We start from the raw sequence: 24,601 nt of genomic DNA on the forward strand, positions 1-24,601 counted from the left end.
AAATATCTCACCGCGACCTACACAATCATTTCACCTCGACGTCATCATCGAGCCCGAGTTCCATCAAGCCGGTTTTGGCGTCGTCGGCGGTTTGGTCGGCTTGCTCTTTCTCGGCGGGGAGCTCGAAGGTGACCTTCAAGACTAAGTCCGGGTTCGCTGCCATCTTGCTAAGGATTTTTGTGTAAAAGTTCATCCATTTCTGGGGAGGCACAGTTCCTGACCATCGCACCGTCTTCTTTCCGGGAGGCGGCGGAGGTGGAGTCGGTCCCGCGACCTCCTTTTTGATGTGGACGTCAGCGGTCGCTTCTACATCGCCTGCTTTCGCCGTTACTTCAAACTCGCCTGTGTTCTCACCCGCAGTAAAAAGGCCGGCGGAGTCAATCGTCCCGCCTTGAGCCGACCATTCGATGTCACCAGTTTCGATCGACGATTCGTATTGATCGAATCCTTCGCATTTGAAAGTCGCTTGATCACCCGGTTTCAGATTCACAGACGTGCGATTCATCCGCAGCTCGGTCAGGACCGGAGGCTCACGCAGTTTCTTGGCGTCCTCTTCCTTCAGGATGAAGACGTCGTCGGATATCTCGATGTCGGTGTCGAGCAGGGTTGCGTTCGGCTTACGCAATTCGAGCCTACCGTCCGCGTTTTTTACCGCATAGTCAATGATTCCAGCCGCAATACCATCAGCGATCGCACGCCTGATCGCGTCGGGGCTGATCAACCGAGGCAACAACGGTGACGAGTAAAATGCGTCGCGAACCGCTTTCGTCGACCATTCGACTTTTGACGATGGCCAATAAGTCGGCAACTTGCGGGCGGCGATGGACTTCGACACGATGTCCTTACCTTCGTCAGTGCCAAGTCGCGTCAGGTACGCCTCAACCAAACAGCCGGCGGAACTTGACGTAATATTGCCCAAGTCGATGTGCATCAACGTGTTGTCTTTGCCCAACAAATAAATGTGTCGGTAAGCGCGAAAAACCGCCTCGTCTAACTGCTCGCGTGCACTCTTTAAGCTGCGTTTCAAAACCTCCTTCTGGCTTTCGTCAATCCGCTTCTTGGTTTCTTCGTCGTCGTTGACGTCTTCCCATGCCAACACTTCGGTCGCTTTGTCGCTGAGATTTTCCGACGGATCGGGAGCAGCAAAGATCAGGGCCGACTTCATTGTTCGGCCTTTTGAACCACAGTCGCGTATGATGCTCTCGATCATCTTCAGCGTCTTGCGATCGCCCGCGGGCTGGTCGATACCGAGAACCACTAATGTAAGTTTTGGCACTTCTCGGACGGCCGCCGTCTTATCCGGAAAATACTCTCGCTCGATCATTTTCGTATCGGGAGACGAGTTCTTTCCAAACACTTCCTTCGTTCGCTCGCGAATGCGTTCATCCTTGGCCGGCGGCGTTACACCGCCTCGACGTGTAACCAGAACCTGATTCAAGTTCGGCGATAATCCGCCCCGTTGCAGAATCCACAGATTCCCGCTCAATCGCTCGACATCCAACAGGGGCAGCAGTTGGCCAATCAAAGCAAGCACATCCCCCTTGGACTGTGTTGGCGGTCGAAGAACGATGATTCCGGGATAGTCGCTCGGTGGATAAGTACGGATGTCCGAGAAATCCAGATCAAGGGTCAAGACTGCGCGATCTTCATCACGGCAAACTGCGGCGACACGCGGATCCGGTTCGCCCGACATCCGCTGGTCACCGATGGTCATCGCATCGTGACCGGCGCTGCGCAGCACGCTGGCAACTTCGCACGGTAAATTCTCATCGACCTTGAACCGCATCTACACAGCCCCCGGCAAAAGCGGAATCACCCGCTCTCGTGTCAGTTCCGCTGCATAGGCAATGGATGCATCGATATCTTCACTACGTAATGCCGGGTAACTAGCCAAGATTTCGTCCCGCGACAGCCCACTGGCCAGATTGTCCAGCACGACCGATACCATCACCCGAGTACCAGCGATACAAGCCTTACCGTGACAAACTTGCGGATCGACGCTAATTCGTTCTTGCCATTTCATCGTCCAATTATCTCCTCAGTACTCGAAGTTCATCCATCCGCCCATTCAAAGCCCCAGCCCACGTTTGCGCGACAATACGCCTTCGATCCAGCGACGTTCTTCGGTGCCGGTGGGGTAGAGCTTGTTGAGATTGTCGGCCAGTTTCCAGAAGCGAGCTTCTTTTCCGACGCCGTCGTCAACAAGAAACCGCTTCAGCAGCTCGCCTCTGGCCATTGCCAGCGATTGGCGAGGTGCGAAAAGCGATCCCCACGTATTGTGACCATAAATTGGTGCGTTAAAGACTCCACTCATTAGTGGGAGAGGCTCATCTGGAATTAGCGAGTGACCACCAATCCCAATCTTTGCAAGACTGTTTAACTTGGTGGCAACACGTTTCATGTCTTGTTCATCGCGTTGAGTCGCAATTCGAAAGAACCTACCTTGTTTTCCTTTGAACGACCGAACTACTGCCGCGAGACGAGCATCAGCAGCCCCACCATCCCTGCCTCTAAGCTGTTCTCGGACCGACGACACCGGTGTTGTATAGCCACAAGCCGGACAAGTTACGGATCCACGCCGAACCGTCCCATCGAAGTTTGGCGAGTTGTAAATGCGATTCTTATTATCCAGTTCGACCCACTGCCCCTTGTGTTTGACGATTATCACGAAACGGACTAATCGCTCCGTCGTGTCAAACCTCAGCTGCAATGCTGCGGGCCGATTCTTGTTTTTCGATAGCCACAAAGATCGCAACATCGGAACCTCAACACCGCAACTTGGGCCCTCGCACTTGATCACTCGTGACCACAGATATGCGATGGGCTTCCCTCCATCATCATCCAAAGGGTAATAGTCACCTATTAGATTTTTCGCTTCCTGATATACCTGGTTACCAAATTTCTCCACACCTTTGCGAAGTTCATCTCCGTATTGAGGCGAATATTGGAGAAGTACTTTATTTAACAAAACTGGTATTGGGTTAATGTCGCTGGCATAGGCGAGAGCTCCTACTCGAAGAGACTCGACGGGTATGCTTGCGCCTCCCGCGAAAGGGTCGACCACAAGCGGTCTGTTGTTTGGAAGCGTCCCAAGTCCGATATGAGAGCCGTGTGTAATTCCCTGAGCGCATTCGAGATACGCATCAAGCTTACAGTTCTCCCAATCAGCAAAGTCAGCGATAAAGTCAAGTAAGCAAAATCGCAACATACCCATATCGTTGGGTTCATTGGAATCGAGCGTGAGCGTGCCTTTGGCGATCGCTTCCCAGCGTGATTGACTTTCCGCTGACAGGCCGCGCTCAAGCTGAGCCCGCTCTTCGGTAAGTTTGGGACGTTCGCCATCGGGGAGCGAGCCAGACGCAGCGCGGGCGGCGAACGCTTTGATGTGCTTCACCGCCGCGTCACGAAACGCCTGAGGACAGAGAGGATCAGCCGGATCAGGCCAAAGCGACGCGCAGATCACAGCGCGGCAGGCAGCCAATGGACGCCTTGCCCACCAGATATGTAGTGTCGAAATATGCCCATGCCGAATCGACTTCTCCCGCCTCGCATGCGCCGAAATCCGTGCGATCGGCAAATCGACCTCGATCAACCGTTTTGGGTATTTGAGTGAGTTTGGATCACTGCCCACGTACGATTCCCATGCTTCCTTCACACGCGTCGTTTTCTTTGGCAATTCAGGCTCCAGTTCCTGGTGTGCGGTCGTTCGCTTTGTCATTACTTTACCACTAATGATGCGAAGATTACTTCGCGGATGGTTGAAGCGTCGGCACTCTTGTCTTTGAGTCGCTCCAAATTGCGGCGGTTGGATAGCTCAACTCGGCGATAGACATCATCGAGCTTGTTGACTTGGTCATGGTTGTTAAGCGAATTGAGCGCAAACAAAATCATTTGTTTCAAGTAGTACTCAAGGTTCGCGGTGAATAGGGGTAATTGAAACTTCACGGGTGAACCGTGGACGATGCAGCATCGAATGCGGTATAGTCGCGCAAGATGCCATTGAAGACGCAGATGATGGGATTCCAGTTGTTGGTAGAGCTTTTTTGGATCCTGCAACCACTCCGACAATAGTCTTGAGAATCGCTGTGCGTTCGGGTGCGTCGAAAGGGAATCTTGAACCTCCGCCGCTTTCGCTTGATCTTGAAGTAGTGTTAGCAGGCCGCTTACCGAAAGATGCCGAAGCCTATCGCAGCCCGTTGCTTGGGCGAAGTGTGCAGGCCACTCAATCCGGCAATATTTGATTGTCGTCAAGAGGTCCCGGCAAAGACGAAAAGGGTAGCCATGAAGCATGCAATTGCTCGAATGCCTCGCCACGGTCTTTCCAATGTCTCCATGAGCATGAGACAACGCCTCGAGTCCCATCCACCAGTTTACGAACTTGTCTTTGTACGAGGCGCTATCACATCCGAAGCGGTACTGTCGAGTAGCAGCTTGGATCAAGCGACGTGACGTAGATTCGATGCGATCGTTATTGATAACCGCATTGAATTGCTTGACGAACGAAGCGAAATCACCCTCTTGCAAGGACTCAACCGGATTCGGAACGCGATCTTCGAGTTTGACGATCTGCCTTTTCTTGTCGTCAAGACGATGTACAAGACAGTCTTCATCAATGGCGACAAGCTTGCGCTCGTACTCGAAACGCAGGAGGTCAAGCAATTGCTCAAACGATGTCCGGGCTTTCGTTGCTGCATCGGCAAAATGAATCGCTTTGACTTCATAGCTCGCAAAGGTGACATTCGCATTTGCCGTACAAATCGCCAGCTCTTCGTTTTTTTCGGCCTCAAGCGGGCATTCGTGCGAGACGAGGAAAGTGCCCTCGCCAGCAAGCTCACGCGTCCGTGAAGAACCTGAAACACGAAGAACAACTTGAAACGATTGGCGTTGGCGACGAAATTGCCTGAGCATAAACGTCAAGTTGGAATCAAACCCGCGATCTTTCTGAATGAGAAAATTACGATGCCAAGTAAAGAGTGTTTCGAGAGTCCAGCCTCGATCCACAAGATCGGATGCGATCGCGCTGGCTAACCAGTACGTCGCTTCTGAGTCGTTCGCTCTAATGGACAGGGGCAATTGCTCGCAAAGCGAGGTGAAGTAGTGCTTCTTGAAGATTTGGTTCGCGTCCTCGATGTCGAACTGCAATTCCTGCTTGTTGTGCTTGCCAGCCTTAATCGCAAAGTGCTTGCTCAAGCTGGCCTTTTGTGGTTGAAAATTGGTGCTGACAACTGGATCACGATCAAGAGTTGCCTCAACTTCGGAAAGCAAGTTGCCCAGATCGTCGTCCTTGATTCGTCCGATGCGCAGTTCTCGGAGTGTTTCGCCGATGACGGTTCGAGAATTGAGACAACGGACACGGAATGAGTCAAGTGAGCGAAAATGAGTCAAGCTGTACCAAACTTCGACGAAAAACCGCTCGCAATCTGCGAGTTTTGCCTCGTTTAGCAGCTTTTCATCGATGACTTGCATTTGAGTTCTGGTTCAGACTTGACTTTGGCGAGAGTGTGGCCGATACTTCTTAGAGCGATACATTTAAGGGGTTAAGGGCATCCGGGTAGAAACTTCGGTTCCCCGCGCCAAACACCCCTAGTTCTACCGGAGAGCCACTTCTGCAAAGAGGTGGCTTTCTTTTTGCGTGTACGCGTCATGGGCTTGCCTCTCCCCGGATCGTGGCGGGGCTTAAGCGGTAATGTTCAACGGAACTAACCGGTTCCCATCCGAGACGCGCCGGGTCTTGGATTGCGTTCAATTCAGGTGATGAAGCGCAGTTGAATACCGCATACAGCCAATAATCCTCGCGAAGGCGTTCGGCAGTGCGGTATTCATTCTCGCTTAGCGCAACAATTCCGACGCCAGCTCGGCCTTTAACTTCGATAAAGCGAACTTCACTGAATGTCTTCGGATCATTGGGATTTGGTTTCTTGGAAATTAGGTCGAAACCTCGGTTCTCGGATTCAACGCTTTCGACAACGCACCCACGGGCTTCTTCGAAACGAATCACTTCTTCGATTGCGATGCGTTCGATCTCGTCGTCGCGAACCATCGGGGCGAATTGCGGATTGGTGCGATCTGGGTGCGGCGCGACCCAAGCGCGTCCGAGGTGTGTGATGTCGGAAATTGATGTGTGCCGTTCGAGCTCAAGTTCTCGCTGGCGGTTCTCGAGTCGGTTGGTTAGATCGTCGAGGTGCTGTTCGGATTGAGCGATCAATCCATCAAGCCCGGTTACCGTTTCACCTTCGATTTTTCGGCTTAGGTATTCCGCCTGCTGCAATTGAGCACGGTTGATCAGTGCGTTGAGGCTGATTTCTACGTGCCTTCGTATTCGAGCGATTTCTTGGGTTTGCTCGACGGCAATTGAAGCGATCCAGGGCTGCAATCCATTTTGATAAAGGTGCTGCTCGACGGACTGGCGGCTTGGTAGCGAGATAGACTCTGAAGGTCCTGACGCACCTGCCGGGGCTGCTGCAACATCGAGCAGCACGGTGGGCTCGTGAATTTTCATTTCGCCCGACAACAAGGTTTCAACGCCCCAAATCGACGGCCGTCTCGAAGCTGACCTACGGACGTGTATTCGGGACAATAAATCACCGGTAAAGTACCAGCCAGAATGGATCGAGTCGATTTACAACGTGTTGATTCGCAAACGATCGAACATTCAGTGTGGCGTCGAAGCTCGATTCCCCTATGCTTGCCCAATCGTTCAATCACCTGAAGCCGTCGACCTTTTTGCCGAGACCTGGAAGGCCGTCGAACCATTGATTTCATTCGCCTTGGCAGATGCCTAAAGTTTCCTAAGGTTAGATGATTGCTTACCAAGCAAAACTTTATCTTTAGGCCACTTGATCTTTAGGCCACTTGCACTGCTAATCAGTGCCACCACTGACCACCAAGCATGCTTTCAGCCATGCGAATTCTGATTGGTTCAACACCCATTCGGTTGATGGGCCGTTGGTGACATCAATGGCGGTGTTCCAGCCGATGTCGTCGCCTCGGAGGGTGGCGAGGCCGGTTTTGCGGTCGCGGGTGAAGATCCATTGCTCGCCGTGCTCGTTCTCGAAGTAGCCGATGTAGACGTGCGACTCTTCGCCGTTGACGATCGGTGGGTCGCCGCAGGTCGCGGCGTGATGGTTTGGGATCTTTAATAGTGGTTCGGACATCGGTTTGTTCGCCCCATGATTTCGTTGTGTTGGTTTTTGATCGTGGATTGGTGAGCTTGCCTCGCCTTGGTCCGAACCTATCGCGACGCGTTGGTTTCAGCAAGCTGGATGTTGGTTGTGTCCAAAAACGAAAAAAGCCGGCGGTGAAGCCGGCTTGGGTGGATGGGTTTCGTTATGGAGCCTGATCAGTCGATTGACTGGTCTATCGAGACTTAGGTTGACCCTCCGTCATTGGACGATTCTTCGTCGGGTTGGACTGGATGCACTACAGGATAGGGCGGCATATTGGGGTAGTATTCGCCGGGATGGCCGGGTGGGAGATGGTGCGGGGCTTCGTAGCCGGGCGGGACGTGGTAGGGGTGGTCGGGCGGTAGACGGGGCCAGACGTGGATCGGTGGGTAGGCTTCCAGCACGACGGGCTCTTCGGGTTCGGGCGGCCAGGGCCAATCCTCGGGCCACCAGTCGGGGCGCGGGCCGAGGTCGTCGCTGGAACTGGCGATGGTTGATTCGTCGCTGTCGTCGTCGGTGGAACTGCCTTCGGGAATGTAGGGCGTTTGGCTGCCGGGTGGATCGAATGGCGGGACGAATGGTGGCGGCGGCAGCTCGGGGCGGTAAGGATCGTGCGGTTTCATCGTAGGGCACTCCGTTGCAGCGGGTTGGGGTGAACGAACTTGGTGCGGCGTGAGGGACAAAGACCGCACTGCGGGATGGATTTGGTTTGCAAGAACTGGCGGACTTCGTCGTCGCTGGCGGCCGGCGGGCAGGCTTGGTAGTCGCGGAAGAGTTGCCACTGGGGCAAGTCGTGGAGCTTGAGCTTCGATTCGAGCTGTGCGAAGTAGGCCAAGGCGGGGCATTTCCACAGCATGCCGCGATCGAGCTGCGTGCATGTCTTTTGCAGACAGACTCGGTAGGCGGCGTTGGGTTTGGAATCGAACGGCATGGGTTTGCCGTCGACGACTTTGTATTGCCGCATCCAACCTCGGTGCGATTGGCGGATCTGGATTTGGATGCCGGGGTGTTGTTCTCGCCATTGCCAAACGAGCTGCTTCACTTCGCGGAATCGCTTGACGTATTCGTCGTGCGTTCCGTGCTGGCTTACCTCGAGTTGGCAATTAGTTTCGATTAGGACTTCGGGCAGGCTGGGGAAGCGATGCAGGAAGAAGCCGTTGGTGACAAGCATCAGGTTGCTGTCGGGCCAGTGTTGTCGCGCGAGTAATAGATGCTGGATGACGTCCGGGTTCAGCAATGGTTCGCCACCGAGGAGGGCGAAACGTGTGGGCCGCAGGCGATGGGACCAGAGCGAATAGTCGGCGTCAGCTTGCTCGACGGTTGGCATCGCGCCGGCGAGATGATGATTCGAATAGTGGCTGCATTGCTGGCACGAGAGATTGCAGCCGTGGGCCAAGTGGTATTCCAGCGCGGGTAGTTCGATCATCGATCGGTTGCCGTTTGGATCAGGATTGCTAGGCGAACTCATCGGTGAATCGGCGATCCGTGAAGAAGACGGTCGGGGGTGTGCCATGATCTTGCGGGAAGTCGGATTCCGGCTGACGTGAGGGCTCCGTGGACGAATTGGCTGCAGTAGATTCGTCCGTCGGGATGCGCGTTGGGATTGAAGAATTGCTTCAATCCATAGCATGGGTTCGAGTCATTCTTGACACGAACGTGCGGAGCAATTAACTTTGCATCGTAAAGTTGCCTTTTGTGGTCAAGAAAGGATGTTATCGATGGACCTGCGCGAAGCACTTTCGCAAATTTCTGAGATTCGTCAGCAGATGGCGAGAAGTGAGATCTTTCGCGGCTATCGGTCGATTCCGGTGGCGATGACTGGTGTCCTTGGCATTGTCGCGGCTTGCCTGCAGACAACCTTTGTTTCCGAGCCGGCCCTGCACCTTGATCGCTATCTCTTATTCTGGACCGCTATTGCTGCGGTTGGAATTGCGTTGCCTGCCGTTCAATTGGTCAGGCGAGTCTGCCTGGCAGGGCCAGGTGTATCTCGTGAATTGGCCCGCCTTGCGGTTGAGCAGTTCGCGCCGTGCATTTTGGTCGGTGCTCTTGTGACCCTTTGCCTCTACCTCGGTGCAGATGAAGCACTGTGGATATTGCCGGGCCTATGGGCGTTCTTCTTCGCGATGGGCATCTTCAGTTCTTGCAAGTTGCTTCCCCCACAAGTTGTCTGGGTCGGTTTGTATTATCTGCTTTGTGGTAGTTATTGCCTGATTCACGGGCATAACGAGCAAGCGTTCGCGCCATGGCAGATGGGTATTAGTTTTGGCGGAGGTCATCTACTGGCTGCCGCGATCCTCTACTGGACCTTGGAGCGTCAACATGACACGTCAATCCAATAATGTGGAATCGACAAAGCCCAACGGCAGGTATTCTTATGAGGGTCTCGACCGCGTCCTGCACGAGAAAGCTCGGTTGGGAATCCTCGCGTCTCTCGCCGCGAACGCAAAGGGGCTCTTGTTTAACGATCTCAAACAATTGTGCTCATTGACCGACGGTAATTTGAGCCGTCATTTGGGAGTCTTGAGTGATGCTGGATTGGTTGAGGTTTGGAAAGGGCAAAGCGGCTCCCGTCCGCAAACCATGTATCGCCTCACGAAGATCGGACAAGCGAGATTCTCGGAGTACTTGCAGGTACTGGAACGCATTGTTTCCGACGCTCACGAAAGCCAACAAGCGTCAAGTGAGCAACAGAGAACGGCGATCGGTGGCGTATCGCTGACGTAGTTTTTATTTATGAACACACTTTGCAATGCAAAGCCGAGAGTCTGGGGAGAAGCCATCATGTAGATCACGCGAGCCGCAGTAGTCAACACGCCGCAAAAGTGCTCGGTGCCGTACTTTTTGCTTTGTTTTTACTTGTACGTAAGACGCCGTTGGCATTGGCAGGCGTCTTTCACACTTTATAACTTCAAGGACATTGAAAATGAAAAAAAAGCTGAGGAAGAACGATGTGTTTCCCAAGATCATTGCGATCGTGATGTGTACGGTTGCTCATTTTTTCCCATCGGGGCACGTGGCCGCTCAAGCACCACCGCAAGAAGCTGGAACCACGTGGCAGGATTTGGGACTCAATCTTCCCAAAGACTATCCGACTAATGACATGCCTCTATTCGAAGGGCTCAACAAAGCTCGTGGCTCTTGGACTTTCGTTGGAGAAAGCATGGATGGCGAGGTTTCGGCATCCCTGGATGGTAGCCTTACGATCACCGGAGGTGCTCAAGGCTTCATGTTGCCGATGTGGCGGCTGGTTTGGAGATGGCCGCAGGACGGGACCGAGCGCGCATTGTTGGATATCATTATGGCAGAGCCCCGCAAAGACGGATTCAATTTGTCGCTAACAAGAATCGGACCAGTTGAAAACCTCGATCCAGATAAGCCCCGACCAGGAGTTGCCCCTGCGTTCTTTCAAGGAAGCTGGGATTCCGAAACCAGAACACTTACTTGGATCCAGGGTGGCACTCCCCGGGGTTTGCCAATACAGGCTGTCGAGACGGAGTCTTCAAAACTGAAACAGTCATTTGAGTTGGTTGTAGCCGCCGACGGGAAAGTAACGATCCAGAACAGCAAACATTTACCAGGTGGGCATGTCGTTACGGCTAAGGGCACCGACCGAACGGCCGAGGCACCTGAAGAACCTCGGTTCCTTACGGGAAAACACAAATTTCAAAGCGTGGATGAAATTGCGGATCTCCGGATTAAGCCTTGGTTGCCACAGCAAGCGACCGAGATCTCGCTATTCAGCGAAACTGCCGGTCACTTTGCCCGCTACAAGGTGGCGAAAAAGGACTTTGAGGAATTTATGGACAAACTTTGGAAGGAACAGGGAGACAACTCTGCCCACCAGCGCGACTCGATGTCAGGTGAAGGAGGGCCAGCCAAGCGGGAAAACATGGTTCGTCGCTTCGAGTCACTCGGATGGGAACCGCTCGAAAATGCCATTATCTTCTACAGTCCCTCAGAACCCAATGGCGCCATGACAACCTACTATTTCGATTCGGAAGCTGGGAGCGTCTATCATGACCGCGGCTACTGGTAGTGGATGACTTTGTTGATTGGCTCTAACGCCAGATGACTCTTTCGATTCCGTGCTTGCGGAGGGCGGCTTTCTGGAACTCGGGACGCCGGCGTCGATAGCCTGGTGGGTCGATGTGTTCATGCTTGAACGAATGGGAGACGTCACAGGCGACATTGACGCCGGCGATCTTGCATCGCCAGAAGAAGTCCCAGTGCTCTTCGATCTTGAGCGACTCGTCCCAGCGGATCGCTTGCAGGATGTCGCGATAGGCGACGAAGCAATTGCCGACGTAATGACACCAGCGAATCGAGCCTTGCCGCCGATAGTGACCGTGGGGAATCCGTAGGCGTTTGCCGTCGGCCTTCATCAACTTTGGCCGCTCTTGATGATTCGATAGTGCGGCGAGAAGATCCAAGTCGTGCCGTGCGTTGAGCTTTTGAACAAGTTCGGGCAGGCGTGTTTGCTCGGTGACTAAATGATCGTCGTCGGCGAAGACAACGATCGGCGTGTCGCCGGCATCGAGCAAGCGGTTGCGGCCGGCGGAGAGTCCGATGTCGTATTCGGTCTCGATGAGCCGGTCGACCATCGCGGCTTCGGTGGGGCAATTGGCCGAGAAGCGTAGCTCGGATTGGCCATCGTCGAGGACGTGGATCAACGGGCGATCGCGACCGTAGTGTGCGTGGATGCTGCGAACGAGCGCGGCGCAGCACTGCGGCCGATGAATGGTCTTGATACAAAAGGTAACTTGGTCACGCATGGACGACTCTACCTCCTGGAGTTCGCATCGAATGGAATCCGTGTTTGCGAAGTCCCATTGAGCGAAACTTGGATCGCTGGCGAAGGACTCGATAGTCGGCGGATTCGACGTGAGCGTGTTTGACGAAACAGTCGCCGGCGACAGCGACTTTCAACTGGGCGAGCTTGGCTCGGTAGAAGAACTCCCAGTGCTCGAAGGTTTTCAGCTCCTCATCCCAGCGGAGGTTGCGGATCGTTTCGGTGCGGGCGAGGAATGCGTTGGATGACATGTGGCACCAGGCGACGTAGCCGTTGCGTATGATCTCGCCGCGATGCATCCAGATCCGCTTGCCGTTCATCAGCGGCGAAAGCATGGTCGGCCGGCCGCCGGCTCCTTGCCGGACACCGAGAATGTCGATGTCGAGTTTTCTGAACCGATCGATGAGCTTGTCGAGGTTGAGGTTCGGTGTGACGACGTGATCATCGTCGAGCAAGAACATGAACTCGGTGTTAACCGCATCGACCGCAATGTTGCGACCGACTCCGACACCGACGTCAACGTTTGCTGGGTGGATGACTTGGCACTTCGCGGCGGTTTCGGGATACGCGGGAAGGAATCGGCGTTCGGGCTGTCCATCATCGACGACGATGATGTTGGGTTCGGCGATGTGTTTGCACAACGACTCGACCAAACGGTGGCACGACCAAGGGCGATGAATGGTCTTGATGCAGAATGTGATATCAGACAGTTGGATTGTCATGACTGGTTTTGTCCATCTGGTTTGTTGACACAGCCTTCCCACCATTGCTTGAGCAACTCGTCCGAGACCGATCCGTCAGGTTGAACCAATCGCAAAACGGGGCGATGGTGCGTGATGCGGATGGCGGAGTAATGACGAACTTGCTCGCGGTTTCTGCAGTTCCATTCGGCCGGCAAGACGTAGCTGGGGACCGCGTGATGCAGCAGCGCCTTCGTCAGCAAGACTTCGTCATTGCCGCCACGGTAGATGCGTCTCCAATAGGCCAAGGCATCGAGAACGCGTTGGCACTTGCGAAGCATGACGACACCCGAGTTCATCGATGGGACACCGCAGATCCCGACCTGGTCGCAGCGTCTCGAGACGCCGTGAACATAGATCGCTTCGTAGCCGAATCGTTCCGTAAGTAAACCGGCCGGTGCGATTGCCGAGGGTTTGAGCACGACGGTATCGGCATCGAGGTAGATTGTGCGATCAAACGGTAGCCATGGAATGAAACGAGGTTTGACTTGATAGCCGCCAGTCGCTTTGACATCGAAGCGATATTCAACGTCCGGGCACGTGTCGGCCGGTTGGTCGGTAAACAACGCGACGGGGACGTTTGGGCAATGATGCCGCAGCGATAACAGTGAGCGGCGAAGCTGCCACAACGATCGACCACCGATCGCGATGTACATCACACCGAGATTTTCCGTTGGCTTGGGGTAACGGCTCATCCGTGCTTACGAAGTTGGGGATTGACGTGGTCGATTGCAGCGACGATCTCTTCGGCGGTGGGCTCGATGCCGAGGTACTCGATTAGGTTGTTGATCACTTCCTCGGGGTACGTGGTCAGCTCGCTGAAGTCGATGTGGAAAACGGGGACTTCCGGGTGCGAGGCAATGAAGGCGTCGCGGTGTTCGAGGAGACAGCGTTGCAATCGCTCGCAATCTTCGTCGGTGGCTGCAAACCATTGGCCTCGATGCTTTTCGGAGCGCGACTTGAGGCTGCGGATCGACGCTTCGATGTCGCGGTTGACCAACCGGAATTGAACCGGCGACAAACTCATTCACAGTGAGTCTCTGGAAACCAACACCAGATCTGGCCACAGCACCGGAGACTGGAATCGAACCAATGAACTCCTCGTTCAGAGCGAGGTGCAGCGACCAACAACTGCTACTCCGGCGTTTGGTCTTCAAATTACAACAGCACTCCGTCCGGGAATTGAACCCGACCTGCGAGCTTCAAAGGCTCACGTCGCGACTACGCGCCGGAGAGAGAGTTTTTCAAAACAAAAGAGTGTCCTGTGGGAGTCGAACCCACCTAGCCGGATTGGAAGTCCGGAACCTTTGCCGCTCGGCCAAGGACACGGGATGAAGTTTGAAGTGAGAAGGGTGAAGTGTGAAGTGTGAAAGGTTGTGGTTCGGGTCCGTTGTTTCAAACTTCACCCTTCACCATTCAAACTTCTTATGCTCTTCAAACTTCGCGAAGCTCCGGCGGATGGACTCGAACCATCACTCGTCTCCTTAACAGGGAGCCGCCTTACCATTGGGCCACACCGGATTCTGCAAAGCGCCCAGTGGGAGTCGAACCCACACTTCCGCCATGGCAAGGCAGCAGGCTACCGCTACATCATGGGCGCAAAATGCATCACTACCAAATTGTCAAAGATCAATAACGCCGAAGCGTCTAAAGAGCACCGAGCCGGAATCGAACCCGCATCACCTCGTTACGACGGAGGAGTCTTGCCGTTAGACCATCAGTGCTTGTACTTCAGTGGGATCGGTGAGAATCGAACTCACATCGCTCGGATTAAGAGTCCGATGCATTACCTTGTCTGCCACAATCCCAAGTGTTGTCGTTGTCGTTGTCGCCGTCGTCGTTGTTTCGTTTCAGTCGGCGTGGCGGGAATTGAACCCGCGACCGTCGCCTTATAAGGACGCCGCTCTCACCCCTGAGCTACACGCCGATGTGTAGCGATGGGGCCGAAGGGAGTTGAACCCTCACCGAACGGATTAAAAGTCCGTCATGCTGCCAGTTACACCACAGCCCCGCTTTTTCAGTCGCGGCTATGCGTTTCAATCGCAGTGCAGGCAGCATGTTGGTTTCCTTTAGAGTCGTTGTCGTAAGTGGTAGCCCCGAGGATCGAACTCAGCGCGACCCGCGTATCAGGCGGATTTGGGCGACCAGCCCTCGACTACCATGTTGTCGTTTCAAAAAGTCGGACACCTCGGAGTCGAACCGAGACCCTTCCGCTCCCAAAGCGGACGTGCTTCCATCTGCACCTGTATCCGATGTTGTTCGTCGTCTTCGCCGCGGATGACTCCGTCGGCGCATATCTTCCTTGTCAGTGGGCCGGGAGGCGCTCGAATCCTCGTCTGCGGTTCTTCAGACCGCCGCTAGACCGTCTCAGCTACCAGCCCAAATTGGGTTCGTTGTTGGGGTTGCCCACTGCGATGCGGACACGAAAAAAGGCTCGATGTCTTGGTGACACCGAGCCTTCATGTAGAAGTCGTTCGCTAATGAAAGCGAGTGTCACATCAGACGCGCATACGCCGGGGCATTATCGAACGACGGTGTCCCGCCGAAGAACGTGCCTTCGTGTATCTGTTCGAGTCGACTGGATTGATTTTTTGATAACATCAGAAAGCTCTTTACTCGCTCGTCTGTTGAATGTGACTTGAGTGTTCGGAGAGATAGACTCTCACGCGGCCAGATGGTTCGCCAAAAATGTCAGCTTCAGCAAAAAACATTCTCGGCCGACGATGCCTTACACGAACATGAAACACAGCTCAGGCTCGAGAGTACTCATTGGGCGGGAAAAAAGAATCAGTCGTGGGGTGCAATGAATCGCAGGTGGTGAGTGGTGTCACTTGCCCCTGAGTTCTTCAAACCATTTGTCGGTTGGCTCTTGAAACGAGTGGTGGTGCGCGATGCGATGGATCGAGCGAGCGACTATCGCATTCGCTCGCCGATCGCAACGTACAGGATCCCCTTATCGCTTCCACTCATGTTAGACCCAGATACCTCCCGAGGAACTTTCGGAGCCGCCGGGTTCGACATCTTCGGGGTCGGGAGTGCCGGGGTGTCCTGGCGGCATGTTGTCAGGCCACCAGAAGCCGGGCGGCAAATGGTAGGGATGATGGGGCGGGAGTCGCGGCCAGACGTGACGTGGCGGCGGCACGAGCACTTCGATCGAACCTTCGGGTTCTGGCGGCCAGTCCCAGTCCGCGGGCCACCACGGGGGGCGAGGTTCGCTTGAGGATGTGTCGTCATCGGTGCTTGAACCTGCAGGCGGATCGGGTGACGGCGGCATCGGTGGCGACGAACTGCCGGGCGGGTCGAACGGTGGGACGAACGGATGCCAGGGAGGCGGGATGTCGTCGTTACCGGAACTAAGCGGATATGTCATCGAATCTCACTTCTTTGAGTTGGGTCGGGATGCTTGAACGGAACACGATTGCTCGGGCACAGTCCGCACTGTCGGATGACTTTGGTTTCGATGAATGTGCGAAGTTCATCGTCGGTCGCGCCGGGCGGGCAGGCTTGGTAGTCGCGGAAAAGTTGCCACTGGGGTAGGTCGTGAAGCTTCAGTTTGGATTCGAGCCTGGCAAAGTAGGCCAAGGCGGGGCACTTGAACAAGAAACCGTTTTCGCCGAGCTGAGTGCAGGTCTTTTGCATGCAGACTTTGAACGCCTCGCGTGGTTTAGAATCGAACGGCATCGGCTTGCCGTCGACCACGTTGTATTGACGCATCCAACCTTGGTGCGAACTGCGGATCTTGATTTGGATACCGGCGTGTTGCTCACGCCATCGCCAAATGAGGCGTTTTACGTCGCGAAATCGCTTGACGTATTCGTCGTGCGTTCCGTGTTGACTGACTTCAAGTCGGCAGTTGGTCTCCATCAGGACTTCGGGCAAACAGGGAAAGCGGTTCAGAAAGAACCCGTTAGTGACGAGCATCAGATCGCTTTCGGGCCAATGTTGTCGCGCGAGCAACAAGTGCTGGATGATATTTGGATTCAGCAGTGGCTCGCCGCCGAGGAGGGCGAAACGTTTGGGACGCAAACGATGGGACCAACGCGAATAGTCTGCACCGGCTTGCTGGACGGTCGGCATTGCTCTGGCGAGATGATGATTCGAGTAGTGGCTGCATTGTTGGCACGAGAGATTGCAGCCGTGGGCCAGGTGGTATTCCAAGGCGGACGAGGGCAAACGGACATTCATTCGTCGGTGCCTTTTCTCATTTGGCTCAATCGGCAAAAATTCGGATCACACAGTCCCAAAGAGGCAACGATGAGCGTTCCAAAGCGAAAACTTGATTTCCAGACGGCCGGCGACGTGATCGGTGAGATCGAGAGATTGAGACGCGACGGCTATACCAAGTTGAAGCGTTGGAACCTCACTCAGATGTGTGAGCATCTGACCAGGACGATGGAAGGCGAGATGAAGGGGTTAGGCTTTCGCATCCCCTGGATCCTTCGTCGAACGGTTGGAATTTGGATGACTCGCCGTGTTTTGAACAATCGATCAATGCCCGGTGTCCCGACTTTGCCTAGTTTGCGACCAACGGTTAGCGAAGCGAGTGAGGATCCGGCAGTGATCGAACAGTGCATCGCAACAATCAGAAAAACCGAGCTTTTTGACGGCAGCCTGGATGACTATCCATTCGTCGATGGATTGTCCCACGAGGAGTGGCGACAATTCATGTGGATCCACGCCGCCCATCATTTGGGATTTCTTATTCCTGGCGAGATAAAAGTTAGCGCCAGGTAACTCGTTCGATGCCGTGTTTGCGGAGGGCGGCTTTTTGGAACTCGGGACGCCGACGTCGGTAGCCTGGAGGGTCGATGTGTTCGTGCTTGAACGAATGAGAGACGTCACAGGCGACGTTGACGCCGGCGATCCTGCATCGCCAGAAGAAGTCCCAGTGCTCTTCGACTTTGAGTGATTCGTCCCAGCGGATTGCTTGCAGGATGTCACGATAGGCGACGAAGCAATTGCCAACGTAGTGACACCAGCGGATCGAGCCTTGGCGGTGATAGTGTCCGTGTGGAATCCGCAGTCGTTTGCCGTCGACCTTCATGAGCTTAGGCCGCTCTTGATGATTCGATAGCGCGGCGAGAAGATCGAGGTCGTAACGCGAATTGAGCTTGCGGACCAGTTCGGGCAGTTGCGTGCGTTCGGTAACCATGTGATCGTCGTCGGCGAAGACGACGATCGGCGTTTCGCCGGCATCGAGCAAGCGGTTGCGGCCGGCGGAAAGTCCGATGTCGTATTCGGTCTCGATGATTTGGTCGACCATCGCGGCTTCGGCGTGGCAGTTTGCCGAGAAACGTAGCTCAGGCTGGCCATCGTCGAGGACGTGGATCAACGGGCGGTCGCTACCGTAATGTTCGTGAATGCTGCGAACGAGCGAGGCGCAGCACTGCGGCCGATGGATCGTTTTGATACAAAAGGTGACTGATTCACGCATCTTCATTTTTTCGACAAAGCGACTTTATGGACGAAACGACCGCTCGTCTGCGAATGCATCAGCACCGTCAATGGACGAATGCGAAGCTGTTGTCTGCCGCCGAGAAACTCAGCGAAGAACAACTCCATCAATCGTTCGCGATCGGCCAAGGGTCGGTTTGGCGAACGCTGTCGCACTTGATGGGGGCCGAATACATCTGGCTCGAAATATTGCTCGGCAACGAAAGTCCCTCGATGCCAGGGGACCTGCCGAACGAGCTGGTGGGCAATCAATTGGCAGAGGACGGAATGCGTACGATGCAAGAATTGATTCAGCGGTGGACCATTCTTGAGAGTCGATGGAGCGAATACTTGGCAGCCTTGAATGTCAATGAATTGCAACGCTCGTTCGTGAAGGCCAGCTCGAGTTCGAGTCCTGGTCAGCGTCCGGCGACGTCCGTGATGGATGTCTTACTTCATGTCTGCACTCACGCTCATTACACGTCAGCTCAGTTGATCAACATTTTTCGGCAACTTGGCATGACGGAACTTCCGGACCTGATGCTGATCTCGATGGCCCGCGAGGAATCAACGGCTAAGCTTTAACCACGCCACCACCGGGATACCGCATTGAGTGAAAACCGTGCTTGCGGAGGCCCATGGATCGGTATTGGGATCGCTTGCGTAGGTCGCGATAACCTTTGGACGCGACGTGGGCGTGGCGAATGAAACAGTCGCCGGCGACTGCGACTTTCAATTCGGCGAGTTTGGCTCGGTAGAAGAACTCCCAGTGCTCGAACGTTTTAAGCTCTTCGTCCCAGCGGAGGTTGCGGATCGTTTCGGTGCGGGCGAGGAACGCGTTGGATGACATGTGGCACCAAGCGACGTAGCCGTTGCGTTTGATCTCGCCGCGGTGCATCCAGATCCGCCTGCCGTTCATCAGCGGCGAAAGCATCGTCGGCCGGCCGCCGGAGCCTTGGCGGACACCGAGGAGGTCGACGTCGAGTTTGCTGAACCGATCGATGAGTTTGTCGAGGTTGAGATTCGGTGTGACAACATGGTCATCGTCGAGCAAGAACATGAACTCGGTGCTGACCGCATCCACGGCAATATTGCGTCCGACTCCGACGCCAACGTCGACTTGGGCAGGGTGGATGACTTGGCACTTCGCGGCGGTTTCGGGATACGCGGGAAGAAATCGACGTTCGGGCTGTCCGTCATCGACGACGATGACGTTGGGTTCGGCGATGTGTTTGCACAGCGACTCGACCAAGCGGTGGCAGGACCACGGGCGATGGATGGTCTTGATGCAGAATGTGATATCACTCAGTTTCATTGGCCGACTCCGGGGGAAGGATTCTGGCGAGCGAACCGGCAGCAGGTGGATGCATTCGACCGGATTCGGGCCGTAACCAACGATGTCCCCCAAACACACGATCCGTTGAACGCCGATTGATTCAATGTAGCCCAACACGGAAACCAAAGCTTCGAGATTTCCGTGAATATCGCTGATGATCGCTAGAGCGTCCGATCCTGGACTGGGGTTGGGAATGGAATTGCGACTCACGGGAGTTTCTCCAAAACAGACCTTTGCTCTCGATTCAATTCGACGCCTGGTCGGACCGAATTCACCATCGCGATGGCGTCAGCCGCAGTTTTTGCTTCTCCCGATACAAGCAGAACCGCAGCCGCAACAAGCCCTGTCCGACCGTGGCCTTGGGCGCAGTGGATCAAGACAGGTTTCGGCATATCATCGATTTCGGCCGCCAAACCACGAAGTTCACCTGCCGTTACTCCTGAACCGTCCAGCATTGGAAAACAAGTGTAAGACCGAAGCTTCCAGCGATGGTTGGGTTCGGTGAATTCGCACGTCAAGTCAACCACCGAAGCGATATTCTCCGGTAACTCGTGATGAAGTAGGCGACGAGAAAGCACGAGATCGCCGCCAAGCCAGTTCAATTTTGGTTCGCGTGACAGCAATCGAATCAAATGCCACACCGCGGTCGCGTACAACACGTACGGCAACACAAGCAACGTTCCGAGCTTGGAACGCCGCCCATCAAAACGCTTGCCGAACACCCCTGGTGCAGAGAATAAGTAGGCTGCCGAAACGACTCCGAACGAGAACGCTGGGTAGAAGAGCAGCAATGCCCAAGCACCACCACGAACTGCAGCAACCAGGGGATGATGTTTCGATTCCAAGCGTTAACGATAACGTCGACGTCTTGGTCCAATAGATCGCCTTCAACGACGTCCAGTTTGCTCATTCGACGCTCACGTGGGGAAGGTCAGATATTGCGGTGGCACAGCGTCGACCAACCAAACACCGTTGGCTGAAAGATAGAAGATGTTTCCTTGTTGATGCATCGCCCCAGCGTCGACCTGGAGAACGATTGGCTTGCCTCGTCGTGAACCTACTTTGGTTGCCGTCGCTGCATCGGATGAAAGGTGGACGTGGTTTCGGGATCGCTTTTGTAGCCCAGTCGCCCGAATGCTCTCCAAAAATGCTGCAACGGTTCCGTGATAGAGCGTTTGTGGTGGCTTTGCAGCGTCAAGTTTCAAATCAACGTTGGCCAATGAGTGCCCTTGGTTGGCACGAATGCGCAGCCCGTCGTCGCTTAACGCGAATCGCTTCTTGTCACTTGTTGCGACGACTTCGTGGAGTAATTCAAGGGACAAGTCCTTGCCTCGTTCATTGGCATTGGAAATTAACCGATTGATGTCCAGCCACCCTTCATCATCCAGTTGCATTCCTACGACTTCAGGTTGATGCCTGAGAACAAGGCTCAGGAATTTACTGGTGGCCGTGAGATTCTTCTCGTTGTTCATTAAGTTCAAAACCCATTTTCGATAGTGACACTAGCCAACGGCAGTTGCCCAGGCTTCGGCCAGGCGTCCTTGGTCCCTTTGCCAATCGCGACCATCGGTCCCATGACGTGATCGTCGGGCAAGTTGATGAGCTTGGCGACGGCTTCGATGTCGAAGCCGATCATCGGGCACGACTGATACCCCATGCCTTGCGCTGCGAGCATCATCGTTTGCATCGCCATCCCGATGCTGCGTTGCGCCTCGTCTCGCTGCAGCCACTCGCGGCCCTCGTGGAACGGCCCCATCCATCCGACCAACATCTCAGCGACTTCCTTCGGAGCGTTCGCAAAGTAACGCGCCGGCTCTTTCTGCCATGCCTTAATGTCGGCGGTGAACAGAACGAGCAGCGAGGCGTCGGTCATCTGTGCTTGGTCGTTGCCAAACTCCTTGCGAATCTTCGCTCGCAGATCCGGATCGCGAAGGATGACGAACCGCCAGTGCTGGATATTGAAACTGGTCGGGGCTTGGATGGTGGCTTCGAACAGCTCCTTTTCTTCAGCCGCAGTCATCCGGTGGTCGGCGTCGAATTGCTTGATCGCGCGGCGGTTGTAGATCGCTTCTTTGACTTGCATGATGGATCCTTGTAATTGGCATGGATTGTTTTTGGAAAGTTGAACCATGAGTAGCATTATGCTACCATGGCAATGTAAGGAGAAAAACCATGGGACAACCAGTCAAGCTTTCTGATGAATTGGTTTGCGAAGCGCGAGCGTCGGCGGAGATAACGCAGCGAAGCATTGCCGGCCAAATCGAATTCTGGGCGGCGCTGGGCAAGTCGCTCGAACCGATCTTGCGTGGCGATCGAGCGATGGCACTTCGCCAATCGGGGGCGGCGCGGCCATTAACCGAAGCGATTTCGGAGGTGGATTCGCAGGCGGGTCGACAGCGGGTCAGCGATTATCTCAAGACGCGACCGTTCCCGCACTTTGAACCAATTGCTGATCGCCCAGGTTTACTTCGAAAGACCGACGAGGATGGCACTGAAACGATTGGACGGTTTGTCAATCGAGTCTTCGAACCGGCCGACGAGTGATGCTGGGATTTGAGTTTCTCGACAAACGACCAATCATCATCGCGATCGCCGGATCCAACGGTGCCGGCAAGTCGACGTTCTTTGCGTCGCATTTGGCCGACTGCGGACTTCGCTTCGTCAACGCGGATGACATCGCACTTGAATTGGACATCGGCCCGTACGAAGCGGCCGAGGCAGCAGCGGCGATCCGAGAGTCTCTCGTCGAGCGTGGCGAGAGTTTTATTTTTGAAACGGTCTTGTCGGACCCAGTCGGTGAGAAGGTCGATCTGCTGGCAGGATACGTGTCGCGCGGTTACGAAGTTGTGATGATCTTCATTCGCATCAAAGACGCGGCAACATCGATCCAGCGAGTATCGATGCGGGCCAGCCAAGGCGGGCACGATGTGCCGGACGCCAAACTGCGTGCAAGGTTCAAACGCACGCGAGCTAATCTCGCACGGGCGATCGAACGACTGCCAAACGTCTTGGTCTTCGACAATTCCGACCTGAGCCAGCCATACCGCCTCGTCGAACGTTACCGAGATGGCAACCTTGTCGATGAACGATGACGGCCAATCAGAAAGGGAATCAATTTTCGTGAAAAAGCGAGTTTTCCCGCTTGGGAAAACTCCAAGAAACTCGAAAATCGATTGCTCTAAGCACTCTCGCAACGGGGCTCTGAAAACACCCTGCCAGCCCACATAACCCGGCCAAAACAGTGAGTCTCTGTTTCTCGGAAAATCACATTAGCCGAAGGTCACAGAGACAGAGAGTGGCGAGAGTTCGGTCCGAGAGAGCGCAGAGGCGGGGGCGGATCGTGAAAACAGAGTGTCTCTGTTTGGCCGCCGGCAGAGACGCCAGAGAGTCGGCAGGAACGCGTTTCACCCAGCAAAAAAGGGCGTAAAACACGAAAAAAGGCCGGCGACAGTGCAAAGCACCATCGCCGGCCTTCTGATTTACCCGGCGGTCAAAAAATTTTGAACCAAGTCCGGAAAGTTGAGCAACCCGGACTGTAATCCAACCGCTCTGGAGATCCGGACGATTTTCGCGGCTTCGCTGTAAGTGATTGCCAGGAAACATGTTGCGGCAAGGCCCGTTTCGAGAGGGTACTCTGGAATCAAATAAGCCAGCTGTCATTAAGGCTCGATGAGCAGGCTTCGGGGCGATATGCCGGTCATGAGACAGAGATGCTCGGCCCATCAACGCTGATCGTGCGAACCCGACTGAACGAACGGCGATCGTTAGGCTTGCGAATGGAATTCCTCCAAATAGTAAGCGGCGATAACCCCTCGCGGTATCGAATACCTTCACGTTTATCTTCAGTACGTCACACCATGGCGCTGACGCGATACGAAAGTCCGATGCGACCACTACATCATGTATCGCAGCTTATCGTAAGCTGCCTTCTCCCTCGTATCGTCCTCGACTGCTGCAGCTAGTTCGCCAAAGCCGAACATGGTTTTTACGCGATGGGTCAGAAGTGCGCGATCGTAGGGTACTTCGCCTGAGGTCCAGTATGCTGGGCTATGCGGTGTGAACTTTGAAACCTTCAACGGCCCCATTTCGTCGGCGACGTTGGGGAGAGTCTGCCAGAGTCGCAGGTGCTGGTAGTGGGATTGGACCGCTCGCGAAGCCAAGTCGGGGTAGCCGAAGTCCGCAAGGTCGGTAATGGCGGCAGCGTGGTTAATGATGTGAACGAGCCCGCCGTAACCGCTACGATGAATCTTTGGATCCTGGCCGATCGTCTCATCAAGCACCGCGAGAACCATTCCTTCAATGTCATCATATTGCGGCTTGCCTACGTCATCAGGAAGCGGGATTTTGTGACCCTGAATTCGGCCCTTTGCCTTGCCGTAATAGCCGCTTCCAGGGTGTTCGTTTTTGAATAGGGCAAGTAGCTTGCGGATTCCGTCGACCACTGCGGGCGTTGCGTATTCGGGATGTTCTTTCAAAGCACGGATTGCCAGCGAAGCGAAGATTACGTTGTGTCCGGATTGGCGAGGCTGGTCAACGCTCTGCTCCAGACTCTCGGCAATGCCGTCGATCAAAGTCTCATCTGCTCTCTGCTTCGGAAACGCTTCAAACAACTCCGAATCATCGAGTGCCGATTTTCTCGACATCTTCTTTCCGAACACCGACTCGCCGCCAATAACACGCTCGAGGTCGCTTTGGATACCCCTGCAAACCTCGGCATCCAATTTGGGACGCTGTAAGCCAACGTAATAACCAGCGATCAGAGACGCTCCAAGATGCCCAGCCATGGAACTCATGTGATGGGCACGAGCCAACGCGTTGAGCCCTTTTTCAAGGTAGGTAATATTCAATGAAGACGCCGTTTCAGTCGCCGCTTCATCCGCACCCGACGACTTGAGCAGGACGCAAGAGATACCCAGCCCTGCAACAAGACTTGTTGAACATTTGGCGAAATCCCTTCGGAGCATTCGAATCGGTTCGTTCATGGACTTCGTTGGGTCTGTTGGGTGAATCGGATCGGCCAAGCTGACGCGGATCTACGGACGCGTCTGAAAGCCGCCACACACGGGTGTTTCTTCGACTTATTGTAGTGGCATTTCCACTCACTGCCTGCCAGCTGACGCGCTCGTAACTTTCAGTGGCA

27 protein-coding genes, 11 tRNA genes and 1 pseudogene are annotated in these 24,601 nt (G+C 54.7%); 7 read left to right on the forward strand and 32 right to left on the reverse strand.

What is annotated here, in order from left to right; all coding sequences use genetic code 11:
• Positions 1 to 25 precede the first annotated feature (25 nt).
• The 8 genes from SH139x_RS11180 to SH139x_RS11215 form a co-directional block, all read right to left on the reverse strand.
• Positions 26 to 1,786, reverse strand: coding sequence for a DUF5615 family PIN-like protein (locus SH139x_RS11180; protein ID WP_488355305.1), 1,761 nt, complete (start codon positions 1,784 to 1,786; stop codon positions 26 to 28).
• Positions 1,787 to 2,023 carry a DUF433 domain-containing protein gene (locus tag SH139x_RS11185; protein ID WP_488355306.1) on the reverse strand — a complete coding sequence of 79 codons (237 nt, stop codon included), beginning with the start codon at positions 2,021 to 2,023 and terminating at the stop codon, positions 1,787 to 1,789.
• Positions 2,024 to 2,068: 45 nt separating this feature from the next.
• Positions 2,069 to 3,718 (reverse strand): DUF1156 domain-containing protein, encoded by a 1,650-nt coding sequence (locus SH139x_RS11190; protein WP_488355307.1) that lies wholly within the window; start codon positions 3,716 to 3,718, stop codon positions 2,069 to 2,071.
• Positions 3,718 to 5,466, reverse strand: coding sequence for a hypothetical protein (locus tag SH139x_RS11195; RefSeq protein ID WP_488355308.1), 1,749 nt, complete (start codon positions 5,464 to 5,466; stop codon positions 3,718 to 3,720). The genes SH139x_RS11190 and SH139x_RS11195 overlap by 1 nt, the downstream gene beginning before the upstream one ends.
• 175 nt (positions 5,467 to 5,641) lie before the next feature.
• Positions 5,642 to 6,499 carry a protein NO VEIN domain-containing protein gene (locus tag SH139x_RS11200; RefSeq protein WP_488355309.1) on the reverse strand — a complete coding sequence of 286 codons (858 nt, stop codon included), beginning with the start codon at positions 6,497 to 6,499 and terminating at the stop codon, positions 5,642 to 5,644.
• 361 nt (positions 6,500 to 6,860) lie between these two features.
• Positions 6,861 to 7,154, reverse strand: coding sequence for a hypothetical protein (locus SH139x_RS11205; protein ID WP_488355310.1), 294 nt, complete (start codon positions 7,152 to 7,154; stop codon positions 6,861 to 6,863).
• A gap of 212 nt (positions 7,155 to 7,366) precedes the next feature.
• Positions 7,367 to 7,786, reverse strand: a complete 420-nt coding sequence (locus tag SH139x_RS11210; protein WP_488355311.1) for a hypothetical protein — start codon at positions 7,784 to 7,786, stop codon at positions 7,367 to 7,369.
• The gene (locus SH139x_RS11215) at positions 7,783 to 8,589 is read right to left on the reverse strand and encodes a radical SAM protein (protein ID WP_488355312.1); all 807 of its coding nucleotides are present in this window, start codon (positions 8,587 to 8,589) and stop codon (positions 7,783 to 7,785) included. Before SH139x_RS11215 ends, SH139x_RS11210 begins: the two co-directional genes overlap by 4 nt.
• A 292-nt stretch (positions 8,590 to 8,881) precedes the next feature.
• Between SH139x_RS11215 and SH139x_RS11220 the strand changes: the two genes are divergently transcribed.
• From SH139x_RS11220 to SH139x_RS11230, 3 genes are all read left to right on the forward strand, one after another.
• Positions 8,882 to 9,502: a hypothetical protein gene (locus SH139x_RS11220; protein WP_488355313.1), complete on the forward strand. Its 621-nt coding sequence runs from the start codon at positions 8,882 to 8,884 to the stop codon at positions 9,500 to 9,502.
• Positions 9,483 to 9,887: a transcriptional regulator gene (locus SH139x_RS11225; protein ID WP_488355314.1), complete on the forward strand. Its 405-nt coding sequence runs from the start codon at positions 9,483 to 9,485 to the stop codon at positions 9,885 to 9,887. Before SH139x_RS11220 ends, SH139x_RS11225 begins: the two co-directional genes overlap by 20 nt.
• A gap of 199 nt (positions 9,888 to 10,086) precedes the next feature.
• Positions 10,087 to 11,199 carry a hypothetical protein gene (locus tag SH139x_RS11230; protein WP_488355315.1) on the forward strand — a complete coding sequence of 371 codons (1,113 nt, stop codon included), beginning with the start codon at positions 10,087 to 10,089 and terminating at the stop codon, positions 11,197 to 11,199.
• Positions 11,200 to 11,221: 22 nt separating this feature from the next.
• Here SH139x_RS11230 and SH139x_RS11235 read toward each other — a convergent pair whose 3' ends face one another.
• From SH139x_RS11235 to SH139x_RS11315, 17 genes are all read right to left on the reverse strand, one after another.
• Positions 11,222 to 11,935, reverse strand: coding sequence for a glycosyltransferase family 2 protein (locus tag SH139x_RS11235; RefSeq protein WP_488355316.1), 714 nt, complete (start codon positions 11,933 to 11,935; stop codon positions 11,222 to 11,224).
• Entirely contained in the window at positions 11,928 to 12,674 is a 747-nt protein-coding gene (locus tag SH139x_RS11240; protein ID WP_488355317.1) for a glycosyltransferase family 2 protein, read from the reverse strand. The genes SH139x_RS11235 and SH139x_RS11240 overlap by 8 nt, the downstream gene beginning before the upstream one ends.
• Positions 12,671 to 13,387, reverse strand: a complete 717-nt coding sequence (locus tag SH139x_RS11245) for a glycosyltransferase family protein (protein ID WP_488355318.1) — start codon at positions 13,385 to 13,387, stop codon at positions 12,671 to 12,673. The genes SH139x_RS11240 and SH139x_RS11245 overlap by 4 nt, the downstream gene beginning before the upstream one ends.
• Positions 13,384 to 13,719 carry a hypothetical protein gene (locus tag SH139x_RS11250; protein ID WP_488355319.1) on the reverse strand — a complete coding sequence of 112 codons (336 nt, stop codon included), beginning with the start codon at positions 13,717 to 13,719 and terminating at the stop codon, positions 13,384 to 13,386. The genes SH139x_RS11245 and SH139x_RS11250 overlap by 4 nt, the downstream gene beginning before the upstream one ends.
• A tRNA-His gene (locus SH139x_RS11255) sits at positions 13,686 to 13,757 on the reverse strand. The genes SH139x_RS11250 and SH139x_RS11255 overlap by 34 nt, the downstream gene beginning before the upstream one ends.
• 4 nt (positions 13,758 to 13,761) lie before the next feature.
• A tRNA-Gln gene (locus SH139x_RS11260) sits at positions 13,762 to 13,836 on the reverse strand.
• A gap of 112 nt (positions 13,837 to 13,948) precedes the next feature.
• Positions 13,949 to 14,020: transfer RNA gene (locus tag SH139x_RS11265), tRNA-Gly, on the reverse strand.
• 121 nt (positions 14,021 to 14,141) lie between these two features.
• Positions 14,142 to 14,213: transfer RNA gene (locus tag SH139x_RS11270), tRNA-Asn, on the reverse strand.
• Positions 14,214 to 14,221: 8 nt separating this feature from the next.
• Positions 14,222 to 14,292: transfer RNA gene (locus SH139x_RS11275), tRNA-Gly, on the reverse strand.
• 53 nt (positions 14,293 to 14,345) lie between these two features.
• A tRNA-Thr gene (locus SH139x_RS11280) sits at positions 14,346 to 14,416 on the reverse strand.
• Between the two features lie 11 nt (positions 14,417 to 14,427).
• A tRNA-Lys gene (locus tag SH139x_RS11285) sits at positions 14,428 to 14,500 on the reverse strand.
• Between the two features lie 46 nt (positions 14,501 to 14,546).
• Positions 14,547 to 14,619: transfer RNA gene (locus tag SH139x_RS11290), tRNA-Ile, on the reverse strand.
• A gap of 11 nt (positions 14,620 to 14,630) precedes the next feature.
• Positions 14,631 to 14,703 (reverse strand) — tRNA-Lys (locus SH139x_RS11295).
• A gap of 168 nt (positions 14,704 to 14,871) precedes the next feature.
• Positions 14,872 to 14,944, reverse strand: a tRNA-Pro gene (locus tag SH139x_RS11300).
• Positions 14,945 to 15,001: 57 nt separating this feature from the next.
• Positions 15,002 to 15,073, reverse strand: a tRNA-Phe gene (locus SH139x_RS11305).
• 590 nt (positions 15,074 to 15,663) lie between these two features.
• On the reverse strand, positions 15,664 to 16,062 hold the full coding sequence (locus SH139x_RS11310) for a hypothetical protein (protein ID WP_488355320.1): 399 nt from the start codon (positions 16,060 to 16,062) through the stop codon (positions 15,664 to 15,666).
• The gene (locus SH139x_RS11315) at positions 16,059 to 16,877 is read right to left on the reverse strand and encodes a radical SAM protein (RefSeq protein ID WP_488355321.1); all 819 of its coding nucleotides are present in this window, start codon (positions 16,875 to 16,877) and stop codon (positions 16,059 to 16,061) included. The genes SH139x_RS11310 and SH139x_RS11315 overlap by 4 nt, the downstream gene beginning before the upstream one ends.
• Positions 16,878 to 16,946: 69 nt before the next feature.
• On the opposite strand from SH139x_RS11315, the gene SH139x_RS11320 reads away from it, so the two are divergent.
• Entirely contained in the window at positions 16,947 to 17,426 is a 480-nt protein-coding gene (locus SH139x_RS11320; RefSeq protein WP_488355322.1) for a DUF1569 domain-containing protein, read from the forward strand.
• Here the strand turns inward: SH139x_RS11320 and SH139x_RS11325 are convergent.
• Complete coding sequence (locus SH139x_RS11325) at positions 17,413 to 18,126, reverse strand: glycosyltransferase family 2 protein (protein WP_488355323.1); 714 nt, start codon at positions 18,124 to 18,126, stop codon at positions 17,413 to 17,415. The two genes, SH139x_RS11320 and SH139x_RS11325, sit on opposite strands and share 14 nt — an antisense overlap.
• Positions 18,127 to 18,152: 26 nt before the next feature.
• Here SH139x_RS11325 and SH139x_RS11330 point away from each other — a divergent pair, with 26 nt between their 5' ends.
• The gene (locus SH139x_RS11330; RefSeq protein ID WP_488355324.1) at positions 18,153 to 18,710 is read left to right on the forward strand and encodes a DinB family protein; all 558 of its coding nucleotides are present in this window, start codon (positions 18,153 to 18,155) and stop codon (positions 18,708 to 18,710) included.
• Here SH139x_RS11330 and SH139x_RS11335 read toward each other — a convergent pair.
• The 5 genes and pseudogenes from SH139x_RS11335 to SH139x_RS11355 form a co-directional block, all read right to left on the reverse strand.
• Entirely contained in the window at positions 18,700 to 19,671 is a 972-nt protein-coding gene (locus SH139x_RS11335) for a glycosyltransferase (protein ID WP_488355325.1), read from the reverse strand. The genes SH139x_RS11330 and SH139x_RS11335 overlap by 11 nt on opposite strands.
• Positions 19,668 to 20,306, reverse strand: a complete 639-nt coding sequence (locus SH139x_RS11340) for a phosphatase domain-containing protein (protein ID WP_488355326.1) — start codon at positions 20,304 to 20,306, stop codon at positions 19,668 to 19,670. Before SH139x_RS11340 ends, SH139x_RS11335 begins: the two co-directional genes overlap by 4 nt.
• Positions 20,276 to 20,371: pseudogene (locus tag SH139x_RS11345) on the reverse strand (macro domain-containing protein); the annotation flags it as partial. The pseudogene SH139x_RS11345 and the gene SH139x_RS11340, both read right to left, overlap by 31 nt.
• A gap of 7 nt (positions 20,372 to 20,378) precedes the next feature.
• Complete coding sequence (locus SH139x_RS11350; protein ID WP_488355327.1) at positions 20,379 to 20,933, reverse strand: RNA 2'-phosphotransferase; 555 nt, start codon at positions 20,931 to 20,933, stop codon at positions 20,379 to 20,381.
• 5 nt (positions 20,934 to 20,938) lie between these two features.
• Positions 20,939 to 21,544 (reverse strand): nitroreductase family protein, encoded by a 606-nt coding sequence (locus SH139x_RS11355; protein WP_488355328.1) that lies wholly within the window; start codon positions 21,542 to 21,544, stop codon positions 20,939 to 20,941.
• 89 nt (positions 21,545 to 21,633) lie between these two features.
• Here SH139x_RS11355 and SH139x_RS11360 point away from each other — a divergent pair, with 89 nt between their 5' ends.
• Complete coding sequence (locus tag SH139x_RS11360) at positions 21,634 to 22,005, forward strand: TA system antitoxin ParD family protein (protein ID WP_488355329.1); 372 nt, start codon at positions 21,634 to 21,636, stop codon at positions 22,003 to 22,005.
• The gene (locus tag SH139x_RS11365) at positions 22,005 to 22,553 is read left to right on the forward strand and encodes an ATPase (RefSeq protein ID WP_488356003.1); all 549 of its coding nucleotides are present in this window, start codon (positions 22,005 to 22,007) and stop codon (positions 22,551 to 22,553) included. The genes SH139x_RS11360 and SH139x_RS11365 overlap by 1 nt, the downstream gene beginning before the upstream one ends.
• 801 nt (positions 22,554 to 23,354) lie before the next feature.
• Here the strand turns inward: SH139x_RS11365 and SH139x_RS11370 are convergent.
• Positions 23,355 to 24,482, reverse strand: coding sequence for a hypothetical protein (locus SH139x_RS11370; RefSeq protein WP_488355330.1), 1,128 nt, complete (start codon positions 24,480 to 24,482; stop codon positions 23,355 to 23,357).
• Positions 24,483 to 24,601 lie beyond the last annotated feature (119 nt).

Origin of the sequence: Kothea flammea, from assembly GCF_052161645.1 — a bacterium.
In the GTDB taxonomy this organism is placed as follows: Bacteria; Planctomycetota; Planctomycetia; order Pirellulales; family Pirellulaceae; genus Laterigemmans.